The 12478-nt window shown below is 71.5% G+C and carries 10 protein-coding genes and 1 pseudogene; 6 read left to right on the forward strand and 5 right to left on the reverse strand.

Going from position 1 to position 12478, the window contains the following annotated elements; genetic code table 11:
• Nucleotides 1–234: 234 nt before the first annotated feature.
• The 4 genes from POF43_RS31090 to mscL all read left to right on the forward strand — a co-directional run bounded on the left by POF43_RS31090 (nt 235) and on the right by mscL (nt 3677).
• Nucleotides 235–1527, forward strand: a complete 1293-nt coding sequence (locus tag POF43_RS31090; RefSeq protein WP_372516169.1) for an MFS transporter — start codon at nt 235–237, stop codon at nt 1525–1527.
• A 66-nt stretch (nt 1528–1593) separates the two neighbouring features.
• A complete protein-coding gene (locus POF43_RS31095) occupies nt 1594–1956 on the forward strand; it encodes an FmdB family zinc ribbon protein (RefSeq protein ID WP_271325163.1) in 363 nt (120 codons plus the stop codon).
• A gap of 308 nt (nt 1957–2264) precedes the next feature.
• Nucleotides 2265–3164: an S-methyl-5'-thioadenosine phosphorylase gene (locus tag POF43_RS31100; protein WP_271317459.1), complete on the forward strand. Its 900-nt coding sequence runs from the start codon at nt 2265–2267 to the stop codon at nt 3162–3164.
• A 39-nt stretch (nt 3165–3203) separates the two neighbouring features.
• Nucleotides 3204–3677 (forward strand): large conductance mechanosensitive channel protein MscL, encoded by a 474-nt coding sequence (gene mscL / locus POF43_RS31105; RefSeq protein WP_271317458.1) that lies wholly within the window; start codon nt 3204–3206, stop codon nt 3675–3677.
• A gap of 314 nt (nt 3678–3991) precedes the next feature.
• Here the strand turns inward: mscL and POF43_RS31110 are convergent, their stop codons facing one another.
• Together POF43_RS31110 and POF43_RS31115 are read right to left on the reverse strand one after the other, a co-directional pair.
• On the reverse strand, nt 3992–4414 hold the full coding sequence (locus POF43_RS31110) for a hypothetical protein (protein WP_271325162.1): 423 nt from the start codon (nt 4412–4414) through the stop codon (nt 3992–3994).
• Nucleotides 4415–4724: 310 nt separating this feature from the next.
• Nucleotides 4725–7031 carry a bifunctional glycosyltransferase/CDP-glycerol:glycerophosphate glycerophosphotransferase gene (locus POF43_RS31115; protein WP_271325553.1) on the reverse strand — a complete coding sequence of 769 codons (2307 nt, stop codon included), beginning with the start codon at nt 7029–7031 and terminating at the stop codon, nt 4725–4727.
• Nucleotides 7032–9340: 2309 nt separating this feature from the next.
• On the opposite strand from POF43_RS31115, the gene POF43_RS31120 reads away from it, so the two are divergent.
• Nucleotides 9341–9526 (forward strand): hypothetical protein, encoded by a 186-nt coding sequence (locus POF43_RS31120; protein WP_271316566.1) that lies wholly within the window; start codon nt 9341–9343, stop codon nt 9524–9526.
• A gap of 327 nt (nt 9527–9853) precedes the next feature.
• On the opposite strand, the gene POF43_RS31125 is transcribed toward POF43_RS31120, so the two are convergent.
• Complete coding sequence (locus tag POF43_RS31125; protein WP_271324808.1) at nt 9854–10045, reverse strand: hypothetical protein; 192 nt, start codon at nt 10043–10045, stop codon at nt 9854–9856.
• Between the two features lie 411 nt (nt 10046–10456).
• Nucleotides 10457–10824 (reverse strand): annotated as a pseudogene (locus POF43_RS31130) (IS1380 family transposase); the annotation flags it as partial.
• An 8-nt stretch (nt 10825–10832) separates the two neighbouring features.
• Between POF43_RS31130 and POF43_RS35250 the strand changes: the two are divergent.
• A complete protein-coding gene (locus POF43_RS35250; RefSeq protein ID WP_372516170.1) occupies nt 10833–11459 on the forward strand; it encodes a TetR family transcriptional regulator C-terminal domain-containing protein in 627 nt (208 codons plus the stop codon).
• Here the strand turns inward: POF43_RS35250 and POF43_RS31135 are convergent.
• On the reverse strand, nt 11413–12393 hold the full coding sequence (locus POF43_RS31135) for a sigma-70 family RNA polymerase sigma factor (RefSeq protein ID WP_271316568.1): 981 nt from the start codon (nt 12391–12393) through the stop codon (nt 11413–11415). The two genes, POF43_RS35250 and POF43_RS31135, sit on opposite strands and share 47 nt — an antisense overlap.
• Nucleotides 12394–12478: the final 85 nt, after the last annotated feature.

Raw genomic sequence — 12478 nt, forward strand, 5'->3', positions numbered from 1 at the left:
GAAGCGCCGGTGAGGGCGAGGGCGTGCGGGCGAGCGGGGCGGGGTCGAGCGGCCGGCGCCGGTGACCGTGGGGCGGATGCGGGGCGCCTGCCGCTATCATGGGCGGGTTGTGGACATTCCGACTCTGCCTGACGCAGGGCCGGCGCGACCCCGGTGGACGACCGGGGAACGCGCATGAGGACGGCTCTCGGCGCCCCGGACCGGTAGGCCGGCGCTACCAGGCGGCAGAAAGGCATGGCCGTGGACACCACGGTCACCGGCGGGCGGGGCTACCGCGAGCTGCTGCGTACCCCGCACGCGTGGACATTCGTACTTCCCGGGTTCGCCGCACGGCAGCCCTTCGCGATGCTGACGATCTCGATCGTGCTGCTGGTGCGGCACACCACCGGCTCCTACGGGCAGGCCGGCGCCGCCGCGGCGGTGACCGGGGTGGCGATGGCGGTGTTCGCGCCGCGCTTCGGGCGGCTGGCGGACCGGTTCGGCCAGCGGGCGGTCCTGCTGCCCGTGGTGCCGGCGCACGCGGCGGCGGTCGCCGCGCTGACCGTGCTGGCGCTGGAGCGGGCACCGCTGTGGGCGGTGCTGGCGGCGGCGGTGCCGGCCGGCGCGTCCGTGCCGCAGGTCGGGCCGATGGTGCGGGCCCGCTGGGCGCTGGCGCTGGACGGCTCGCCGGCCCTGATGACAGCGGCCGCCTTCGAGTCGGTCACCGACGAGTTCACCTTCGTGATCGGACCCGTACTGGCCACCGCGCTGTGCGCCGGCATCCACCCGGCGGCCGGGCTGATCGCCGAGGGCGCCCTGACGCTGGCGGGCGGCTGGCTGTTCGCCGCCTCGCGCCGCAGCGCGCCGGCCCCGGCACCGCGCGCCGCGCACGGCCCCGGCGCGTTCCGCGGCCCGTCCGCGCTGTCGATACCGGGCGTGCGGCTGCTGGCGGCCGCCTTCTGGGGCATCGGCGCGGTCTTCGGCGGCATGCAGGTCGCGCTGACCGCATTCACCCAGTCGATCGGCGACCCCGGCAGCAACGGCCTGCTCTACGGGATCTTCGCCGCCGGCAACATGCTCTCCGGCGCGGTCTGCGGCGCGCTCGGCGCCCGGGGCGGCTCGACACCGCGCGGCCGGCTGCTGGTCGCCTACACGCTGCTGGTCGTGGTGTGCTGCACGCTGTGGGCGGCCGGGTCGCCGGTGCTGCTCAGCGTCCTGGGGCTGCTGACCGGCGCCTGCGTGGCGCCCACGCTGGTCAACGGCTACACGCTGGTCGGCTCGCTGGTGGACGCCGGCGCCCGGACCGAGGCGTTCACCTGGCTGACCGGCGCGGTGGCGTTCGGGCAGGCGGTGGCCGTGACGGCGGCCGGGCAGCTGGCCGACCTGTGGGGTCCGGCGGCCGCGTTCCTGGTACCGCTGGCCGGGACGGCGCCCGCGCTGGTGGTGCTGCTGGCGCTGCGCGACCGGCTGGCGGCGGGCGGTCCGGCGCCGGTGCCGGACGCCGCCGCGGCCACCGTGCGGGCGTGTGAGGCGGTGGCAGTGGACTGAGGCGACGGAATGCTGCACTATGGACCGTCGTTAGCACTCATTGAGTGAGAGTGCCAGGAGGATCACGTGCCGACCTATCAGTACCAGTGCACCGAGTGCGGAGAAGCGCTCGAGGCGGTGCAGAAGTTCACCGACGACGCGCTCACCGAGTGCCCGAACTGCTCCGGACGCCTGCGCAAGGTGTTCTCCGCGGTCGGCGTCGTCTTCAAGGGTTCCGGTTTCTACCGCAACGACAGCCGGGGATCGTCCTCCAGCTCGTCGACGGCGAAGTCGTCGGAATCGAAGTCCGAGTCGAAGGCCGAGTCGAAGTCGGACTCGAAGTCCGAGACGAAGTCCTCCGGGACCAAGAGCGACAGCAAGGGCTCGGCGAAGTCCGACTCGAAGCCGTCCGCCCCGGCCTCGTCGGGCAGCGGGACCTCGGCCGCCTGACCCGGCCCCCGCACCCCGCACGACCCCGCCGGAGCACTCCGGCGGGGTCTTCGGCGCCTCATGAGCGGTGGCGTCTCGTGAGCGGCGGCGTCTCCTGAACGGCGATGCCTCGTGAGCGGCGGCATCTTCTTGAACGGCGCTTCAGTGGCGCGGCAGCCGTTTTTCAGCGGCTCTCGAGCCACGCTCGACCGGTGCTGCGGGGTCTCTCGAGGCCTCCGCGATACGCCCCGTTTCGCCCGGTTTCCGGACGCCGGCAACCGTCCGGGCGGGACTCCTGCCGGGTGGGGTGGCGCCGTTAGAGTGACGCCATGACGGTTCACAGCAGCGACATCGACGGCGGCACGTCCGGCGGCGAGCGGACGGGTGCCCTGGCGGACATCGGGGTCATCGGCGGCTCCGGTTTCTACTCGTTCCTCGACGACGTGACCGAGGTCACCGTCGAGACGCCCTACGGCCCGCCCAGCGACTCCCTCTTCATCGGCGAGGTGGCCGGCCGCCGGGTGGCGTTCCTGCCCCGGCACGGCCGCTCGCACCACCTGCCGCCCCACCGGATCAACTACCGCGCCAACCTGTGGGCGCTGGCCTCGGTGGGCGTCACCCAGGTCCTCGGCCCGTGCGCGGTCGGCGGCCTGCGCGCCGAGTACGGTCCGGGCACCCTGCTGGTCCCCGACCAGCTCGTCGACCGCACCAAGTCCCGCGTCCAGTCCTTCTACGACGGCGAACCGCTGCCCGACGGCACGGTCTCCAACGTGGTGCACATGACGTTCGCCGACCCGTACTGCCCGGCCGGCCGGGCGGTGGCGGTGAAGACGGCGGCGGCCGGCGGCTGGGAGGCGGTGGACGGCGGCACGCTGGTCGTCATCGAGGGCCCGCGCTTCTCCACCCGCGCCGAGTCCGTCTGGCACGCCTCGCAGGGCTGGTCGGTGGTCGGCATGACCGGGCACCCCGAAGCGGTACTCGCCCGCGAACTCGGCCTGTGCTACACCTCGTTGACGCTGGTCACCGACCTCGACGCGGGCGCCGAGACCGGCGACGGCGTCTCGCACGAAGAGGTGCTGAAGGTCTTCGCCGCCAACGTCGGCCGGCTGCGGACCGTACTGTTCGACGTCGTCGGCGCCCTCCCGGCCGCGCAGGACCGCGAGTGCCTGTGCACCCGCGCCCTGGACGGCCTCGACACCGGTCTGGCCGCACCCTCGCGGACCAGCTGACCGGGCAGTCAACCCGCCCGTACGACAAAGGACTTCGCGGTGAGCGAGAACGGCAAGACCCCCAGCCTGCTGAGTGGCTTCAAGGCCTTCATGATGCGGGGCAACGTCATCGACCTGGCGGTCGCGGTGGTGATCGGCGCCGCGTTCACCGGGGTGGTGAACTCGGTCGTCAACGGCGTGATCAACCCGGTCATCGGCGCGCTCGGCACCCAGGACCTGTCGTCGTACAGCTACTGCATGGACACGTGCGTCCGCCACGGGGCCAAGGTCGTCAGCGGTCCCGCCATCATGTGGGGCTCGGTGCTCGGGGCGGCGCTCAACTTCCTGATCACCGGCGCGGTCGTCTACTTCCTGATGGTCATGCCGATGTCCCGCTTCCTGGCCCGCCGCGCCGCGAAGCAGAAGCAGGACGCCGAGCAGCACGTGGAGGCCGAGGCCGTCGAGGTCAGCCTGCTGCGCGAGATCCGCGACGAACTCGTCCGGCAGCGCGGGGTGTCCACCACGAAGTCCTGACCCGGTACGGACGAAGTCCTGACCGGGTCCGTGAGGCCGTGGTCCGGCACCGGGGGAATGCACGTCCTCCGGTGCGGGACCGCGGCCTCAGCCTTACGGTGTCGGCCGTGCGGCGTCGTCTGCGCGGTGCCGGGCGAACCGGGGCCGTTCCGTACCGGGGCGGGCCACTCCCGAACCGGGGCCGCCACTCCCGAGCCGGGGCCGCCACTCCGCACCGCAGCCGGCCGCACCGGGCGCTGACCGGCCGTGCGGCCAACTCGGCGCCCGCCGGGCTCCGTTGCCCCCGCTGTCCCCGTTACGGCGTCATGCCCCCGTTACGGCGTCATGCTGTCCCGGACGCCCTGGTCGGTGCTCTCGTGGCCCTGGGCGGCGTCCTGGCACAGGGTGCCGATCTCGTCACAGTCCTTGGTGATCTTCCCCAGCCGGCCGTCCCACGAGGCGTGCAGGGCGGCGACGGCCGCGGCGAACGAGAAGCCGGCGGCCGCCTTCGCCAGGCCCTCGTGGGCGTGTTCCAGGCTGGAGCGGGCGGTCCTGGTGCCGGTGCCGAGGCGGCCGGCCGCCTGACCCGCCGAACGCAGCGCGGACGGCGAGACCTTGAGCCCGGCCAGCGCCGACGGATCGTCCGCCACGCCCACGCCCGGCTGCGCGGGGTCCGGCGGCCCGTCCCCGTTCGACGGCATGAGCCGCCGGTAGATCACGTCGTCCGGGACCCCGCCGCCGGATGCGTCACGTCCCATGAATGCCTCCCCGTTCCGGCCGTGCGTGCGCCTCGACGGTAGCGCGGCGCACGGGGTGGCGGCACGGTGGCATGGGGACACGGTGGCATGGCGGCACGGTGGCATGGCGGGTGGGGACGCGGGGCGGGGCGGTGCGGTGTTGTACCGGTGTCCGTCGTACCGGTGTCCGTCGTACCGGTTGTCCGTCGTACCGGTGTCCGTCGGAGCGTGCCGGACATGCCGGAACCGGCGGTCCGCCGTGGCGGGCCGCCGGTTCCGGCAGGCGTTCGGTACCGGTGGGCGTGCGGTACCGGTGGGCGTTCGGTGCCGGTCAGGCGCCGATCAGCTTGGTACCGGAGGACTGCGCCGGGATGCGGCCGCCGGCCGTCGGCGCCGGGGCCGGGGTGCGCTCGGCCAGCGGGAGGACCGCGGGGGTGTTGTCCTGGCCGAGGAAGAGCCTGCGCACCACGCGCTCGGCGGCGTAACCGTCGTCGAACTGCACGAACCGCTTGCGGAACGCGGCCCGCAACTCGTTGGCCTTTGCACCCTTCCACGCGCCGGAGCGGAAGACGCTGATCAGGCTGTCCTCGTCGGTGGCGGTGGAGCCGGGGGTCTCGCCGGGCTTGCCGGACAGCAGGTCGAAGTAGACGCCGCGCGCCTTGCTGTAGACCTCCCAGTCGTCCACGTAGGAGACGATCGGCCGGTCCAGGCACGCGTAGTCGAACATGATCGACGAGTAGTCGGTGATCAGGACGTCGGCGGCCAGGCACAGGTCCTCGACCACCGGGTACTGCGAGACGTCCTTGATCAGGCCGCGCTCCTGGAGGTCCTTCAGCTGCGGGTCGGCCTCGTAGAAGTAGTGCGTACGCACCAGGACCACGTGGTTGTCACCGAGTTCGCGGCAGAAGCGCTCCAGGTCCAGCCGGGGCACGAAGCCCTTCTGGTAGTCGCGCACGGTCGGCGCGTACAGGATCGCGGTGGTGCCGTCCGCCAGGCCCAGCTCACCGCGGACGCGCGCGACGTCCTCGGCGGTGGAGTGGAAGAACACGTCGTTGCGCGGGTAGCCGTACTCCAGCGCCTCGAACGCGCAGGGGTAGACGCGCTCCCATATCTCCGTGGAGTGAAGGTTCGACGTCAGGGAGTAGTCCCACTTGTCGACGCGTTCGAGCATGCGGTGGAAACTCATGTTTTTCGCCGCGGCAGGGAACCTCTGCTGGTCGATTCCCATCTGCTTAAGGGGAGTGCCATGGTGCGTCTGGAGGTGGATTTGACCGGGTCGCTTGATGATCTCGTTCGCGAAGTTGACGTTGTTGATGAGGTACTTGGCGCGCGCCATGACCTCCCAGTAACGCGGCGATCGCGCCACGACGAAGTCGATCCCCTGGGGGATCTTGTCCTCGTCGCCGGCCCGGACCACCCACACGCCCTTCAGGTGCGGGACGAGTTCCTTCATCTTGTGGTAGATCGCGGCCGGGTTGCAGGCGACGCCGCGGTTCCAGTAGGCGCTGAAGACCACCAGGTTGGGGTCGATCGGCCGGCGCAGGTAGAGCTTGTAGAGCCGGTGGTACGCCTGCTTGCCGATCCTGTTCTTGGCCTTGACCAGCCGGCTCGCGACCCGCTGCCGGGTGAGGTCGGCGAAGTTGACGGCCGCGTACGCCGCGTAGGAGCCGCGCTCCAGCAGGTCGAACTGGAGGGCCAGGCTGACGCCGCGCAAGTCGCCCTCGGGCTTGACGAAGCCCTTGGGCTTGAGCCGCTTGTACTGCGTGGTGGCGAGCTTGAAGTACTCGGCGCGCAGCGCGGACGGGATGCGGTCCTCGCGGCCCAGGGTGAACAGGAAGTGGTGTGCCATCCGCTCGAACAGCAGCGGGCGCACCGGGTCCAGGTGCGGGCGCTCGTCGAGGAAGGCGAACAGCCGCTCGTACTGCTCGAAGATCCAGAAGTGCTTCCGGCCCGGGGTCCGCATGGAGTTGCCCTGGCGGCGCTGACGGTATTCGACGCAGACGTGGTCGAGGCAGGCGATGCGCTCGGCGACCAGCATGGTCTTGTAGACCATGAGCGCGTCCTCGTAGAGGCCGTCGGTGAAGGTGAATTCGTTACCGACATAGAATTCGCGCCGATAGACCCGGTTCCACACCACCGCGAACGCGTTGAGGTATTCCGGGCGCTCCAGGGCGGTGAAGACGTCGGTACCGGCCGCCGCCAGCATTTCCCCGGCCTGGCTCGCCTCGACCTTGTTCGTCCAGTACGTACGGACGTGGTTGAGGATAACGATGTCGGGGTCGCCGGTGACGTCGAGCCGGTCGGCGATCGCGGCCAGCGCGCCGGACGCGATCGTGTCGTCGCTGTCCAGGAAGAAGATGTAGTCGCCGCAGGCTTTCAGCGCACCGGCGTCACGCGCCTTGCCGATGCCCTGGTTCTCCTCCAGGTGAATCGGCCGCACCCGGTCGTCGCGCGCCGCGTATTCGTCGAGGATCTGGCCGCAGGAATCCGGCGAACGGTCATCGACCGCGACGATCTCGAAATTCGTGTACGACTGTTCGAGAATGGAGTCCAGGCAGGCGCGCAGATACCCTTGTACTCGGTAGACAGGTACGACGACGCTTATTCGGGGCGAAGTACTGCGATGCGCGACGGGCATACGTGAAGCTCCTGGGCTCGCTGAAAATCGACGGCGGACGCCGGGGGTGCGGTTCCTCCACGTCGGGGCAAAGAGGGGGCCGGGAGGATAACTTACGGGGAAAGGTTAGCGCATGGCGTACCAACAACCCGTTGCGCCCGGGGCCGGCCCGGGTGCCGCGGTACGCGTCGGCGCGCCCCCGAACAGGGCGGCTTTCCCCCGCAGCGGGCCTCCGGCGCCACCGCCGGCACCCGGCGTGAGGTGCCCCACACCGCGCAACCACCGCCACCTCTTCACCGTCCCCGCCCAGCACCACCGCCGGACACCACTGCAATGACGCGCCCGCGGGGGCGAATGGTTCCCGTTCGGGCGCTTGCGTTCCCTCGGCTGCCCGGGCTGGTGTGCCTGCGGCGCGTCCGTGGTGTGCCTGCGGCGTGCTTGCCGCTGGTCAACGGCGGGGGCGTCCGGCGGGGGTGCCTCCGGCGGGGGATGCGGGCACCGGCTCGGCGATACGGGCGCCGGTGCGGGCGCCGGACGGGGGCGGGAGGCTGTTCTTTGTTGGGGAAACGTCATCATCCGGCGATCCGGCGCGGCCCGTTCCGGCGCCGCGGCCCTCACGCGCAGCCCTCACCCGCCGCCTGCACCCGCGGCCGTGGCGAGTGCCGCGTCGGGGGTTCCCGTCGGACGTCCGACGGTTGCGGGGCCGGGCGGCGAGGGGCCGCACCCGGCATTCACCGCGCGGGCGGAGTGTCCGACGGGACGACTCCGGCCCCCCGCACCGTAAAACCTCACGGAGCGTCCAACATTCCGTTCACGCACGTCGGTTGCACGCACACCAGTCGGCCTGCGCGGCCCCTGGACATCCCTTGACGCCCGGATCGGCGGCTGACGGATCAGTCACTCGTCGGACCAGGATTACCGAGAACTTCTCCGCGATGGCGACCCTCTCGGCATTCAGCGTTGAGCATTCGCTTGGGTAAGGGGATCGCATAGCGCACAGCACCGATAACCAAGTCCGGCGGAGATCCGGGGCGGCCTGCGGCATTCCCCATTCCGGTGCCCTTTATTCAGACGTCGACCTTTTCCAGCGTCTCCCGATATCAGCCTGTTCCGGCGTCGGCTCGTTCGGGCGTCGACCGCCTCCTCGAGTCGGACCCGACGCTCACGGATTTGCAGATGACCGCGTCGACCGGAGCGGTATCCAGCTGCGGACGTCGAGGCACGGTGGCCGTCCCGCCTTCGCGCGTCCACCCCGTTCGGGCATCCATCCGGTCGCGGGTCCAACGTATGTCCGGTCACATCCCCGGAAAGCGTGGGGTAATTGGGTGGTTGCGGGTTGTGATCACCGGGTCGTGATCGAGCTGCTGCTTCCGCGGCGGGGCGGGCGGCCGTTGACGTTCTCGCGTCGTCTGGTGATCGACACGGTCCGGTACGTTCTGGGGCCGGGTACGCCTGGCGGTCGGTGCCGCACGGCCCGGCCTCTTGGGGTGCGGCCTACCGCTGGTTTCGCACGTGGGACCGGGTCCATGACGTACTGCGCGACGGGGTGCGCACCGGCGACGGGCGGGCTCCGCAGCCGTCGGCGGCCGTGCCGGAGTCCCGGAGCCCCCAGGGCGGTGCGGCCATCGGCTGCGACGCGGGCAAACGCGTGCGGGGTCCGCCATTACTGGTCTCACAGGCGATGGTGCACTCCGCCTCCGTCCAGAAACGCGTCGGGGCGAAACTGGTCCTGTCCGGCATCAGGCAACGGTTCCCACAGGTTGGCCTCGTGCGGTGGACGGCGGGTACGTCACCTCGGCCGGACCGGTTGGCCGGGCCGCCGAGCACGAGAACGTGGCCACCGTCGCTGTCCCACGCGACGCGAAAGGCTTCCGGACGCTGCCCCGCCAGACCGGTTCGGCGTCGCGGTCACCTGGCAGGGGTCGTCCTTCAGCCGCATCTAAGGTGCCGTACAGGATGGGCGGTTCCTCCTCTGCCAGGTGCAGCCGGGGGCCGCGGTGGGTGAGCCGGGGGGCATCCGGTCCCAGGCCGTCGCTTCGGTCCGGCCATGGCGGGCGGTGTCGGTGACGGTGGTGACGTCGGGTTCGTGCCAGCCGTCGAGTCGTGCGAAGGACAGGACGCCGCCGTGCTTGCGGGGCCGGCCACCCGTCGGGCCGCAGTGGCGGGCCCGGCGTCGCGGAGTGTCACGCGGTCCGAGCGCAGGCGTCCGCCCAGGACGACGGGCAGGTCCGCAGGCGCATGGGAGAGGAAAGCGACGTCGTAGCCGGAGTCGTCATAGCCGGAGCCCATGGCGACCCGGATCTCCAGGTCGCCCCGCGCCACTGCCCGATGTGCATCAACCGGACGACGCCGTCGCGGAGTCGGGTGGCGGCGACCGCCGTCGCGTCGTCAGCCTGGCCCAGGCGGGCAGCATCCAGCAGCGCGGTCCAGGAGGTCCGGCCGGTCTTCAGGCCGCAACGAAGAAGTACGGCCCGCCGGGCACGAACTGGTCCTCGCTGCGGTTCCCGCACCCGTAGACGTGGCAGGACAACCGATCGTCGCTGGTGGGAGCATCAGGCCGCAGCCAGTTGCTGGCATGGACGGCCGGCACGATCCGCCCCCCGGCCGCGCGGGGGCAGCGGCAGGCCGGCCAGGGGGGCGGCGCAGGCGGGCAGGCGCGCTCCGGGCCCGTCCGTACATCGCCCCGCGTCCGTGAGCTCGAAGAGCGCAGCTGCGCGGGCGTACAAGGACTCGTAGAACTCGACCCGGAAGCGGGACAGCACACCCAACGCCTCACCGGCGGACCTGGCGACAGGCAGACTCATAGACAGCGGTCGGGTGACCAGCGGGGTCACACATCACGCTCAGACGTGGTGCGGGGGCTTCTCGTCCAGGAAGCGGGCCAGGTCGGCCGGGCCGCCGCCCGTGGGGGCCGGTCGGTCGCCCCAACCCTGGTCGTTGTCGTCGGCCGACCGCCGGTCCAGCGGGTCGTCGAAGACCAGGGCGGCGGGCGGGCGAGGGGCGCGGCCGGCGGTGGTTTCGGGCTCGGAGCTCATCCGCCCAGGGTACGGAACGCGGCCGGGCGGCGGCACCGGCTACTGCTACAGCGGCCACGGGGCACAGGCGGCCGGAGGGACTCTGCCGTTCGCCGAAACCGTTGACTGGTCGTTGACTTCGACAACGACTCCGCGCCCTACATCGTTGACGCCAACAACGACCAGTCAACGAATTCCCAAACCGGCGCCGCGGTTTCAGCCCGACACGCCGCGACCGCCGTCACTCGCCTCACCACACCGCGAGGGTGCTCGGCACGTTCGAATCCGTCGAACCCCGTTACGCGAACGTCGACAGCCAGCCTCGATCCTGCACGAGCCCTCGTTGAACGCCGGCGGGGGCTTTTTGCTGGTCGGCCGGGGTCCGCCAGGGCTTGGAGCCGGGTGCGGGCGCTGGTGATCACGGGGTCCGGTGCCGGTGGTGACCAAACGGGCAGCGGCGGAGAACAGCCGCCGGCGTTTGGGTCCGCCAGCGGCGGGCGGTGCCGGTCGGAGCGAGCATCGGCATCCGGGCCGACAGGTCCAGGGCGAGCCGGTCCTCGGCGCGGGCGCGCTGGCAGTGGTGCGCTTCGAGTGCGGAGATCACGGCGCCGGTGGCGTTGCTGGCCAGGCAGGTCAGACGCATCCCGTCGGCATCGGTGAACCGCGACTGGGCGCCGGGATGCGGTCGTTCCTTGCGGACGATCAGCCACATCCCCATGGACCGGCCCTTGAGGACGTCGCCGGGCGCTGTCGCGGACCCGGCCGTCAGGTTCGACAGCCGGGGCCCGTGCCGAGGTCGGGAGACCTGGTGGACGCGGACAGGCGCTTACGACCCGACACGCTTCTTCACCTGGGAAGTGCCTCTTCCGCTGCCACGCAGAAGACCCTCAGCAACTCTTGTGGCTTGCCGCTCAGAGGCACTTTCTGCCTGCTTGATCACCTGCCGGACAGCGGCCCTCGCGAAAAGCCCGAGGCCAGGAAGCGCCGCCTGTGGGGAGCGACGACTTCGGCCGCCCGGCTGCGCAAGGAAAACGCCTTGGCCGGGGGCTGTCCCATCGGCTCGTTGGGCAGTGAGCCGGCCGGGGTGGATGCGCCGGCGCGTGAGGACGAGGCGGCCGGGTTCGCCCGGTGGGAGAGGTCCATCCGCGATGGTCCGCACGCCATCCGCGACCGGGGCGAGCTGCGCCGCCAAGCCGCCCCGACCGCCTCGGCCCGGCGCTACCGGGCGGGGGCGGCGCGAGGTCCGCGCCGGAGGGCGACACGGGCGCGGGCTCAACGTCGGCGGCGCGGACGGCCGCGTCGGGGGCGCGACGGGCGCGGACGGCCACATCGAGGGCGAGACGGGCATCGGCCCGGCGCGGTGCGGTGCGTCGGGCCGGTCGGACGCGTTACGCGGCCTCGTGGTCGAAGCCGGTCGCGTTGGCCATCCGCTTGAGTTCGAGCAGTGCGTGCTTCTCGATCTGGCGGATGCGCTCGCGGGTCAGGCCGTGCTGCTTGCCGACCTCGGTGAGCGTGCGCTCCTTGCCGTCCTCCATGCCGTAACGGGCCCGGATGATGGACGCGGTGCGGCCGTCGAGGCGGGAGATGAGCCGGCTCAGTTCCTCGCGGCGCAGCATGACGAGCACGGAGTCCTCGGGGGAGGCCGCGGAGGTGTCCTCGACCAGGTCGCCGAACTGGGTCTCGCCCTCGTCGTCGACCGCCATGTTGAGGCTGACCGGGTCACGGGCCCAGTCGAGTACGTCGACCACGCGCTCGGGGGTGGTGGCGAGTTCGGCGGCGATCTCGGCGGGCTCGGGGTCACGGCCCTGCTCGCGGTTGAACTCCCGCTGCACACGCCGTATCCGGCCCAGTTCCTCCACCAGGTGCACCGGCAGCCGGATGGTGCGCGACTGGTCGGCTATGGAACGGGTGATGGCCTGGCGTATCCACCAGGTCGCGTAGGTGGAGAACTTGAAGCCCTTGGCGTAGTCGAACTTCTCCACCGCGCGCACCAGACCCGCGTTGCCCTCCTGGATCAGGTCGAGCAGGGGCAGGCCGCTGCGCGGGTAACGGCGGGCGACCGCGACGACCAGACGCAGGTTGGAACGGATGAAGACGTCCTTGGCGCGGGCGCCCTCCTCGGCGACCGCGCGCAGTTCCGCCTCGTCGGCGCCGGAGGCCCGTTCGTGGTCCTCCAGCAGCTGATCGGCGAAGACCCCGGCCTCGATGGCCCGCGACAGCTCGACCTCCCGCGCCGCGTCGAGCAGCGGGGTGCGCGCGATCTCGTCGAGGTACATGCCGACCAGGTCGCGGTCCGCCACCTCGGTGCTGGTGGAACGAACGCTGCTGGGCCCGTCGCTTCGACGGCGGGCCACTGCCCGGGTTGCCATCTGTGCTCCCTTTGCGTTGTTCGGTCGGATAGCTGCTCTTTCACTGAGAGGCCGCGAGGGGTCCTCATCGGCACTCGTGCCCACT

Origin of the sequence: Streptantibioticus silvisoli (genome assembly GCF_027947535.2) — a bacterium.
Classification (GTDB): Bacteria; Actinomycetota; Actinomycetes; order Streptomycetales; family Streptomycetaceae; genus Streptantibioticus_C; species Streptantibioticus_C silvisoli.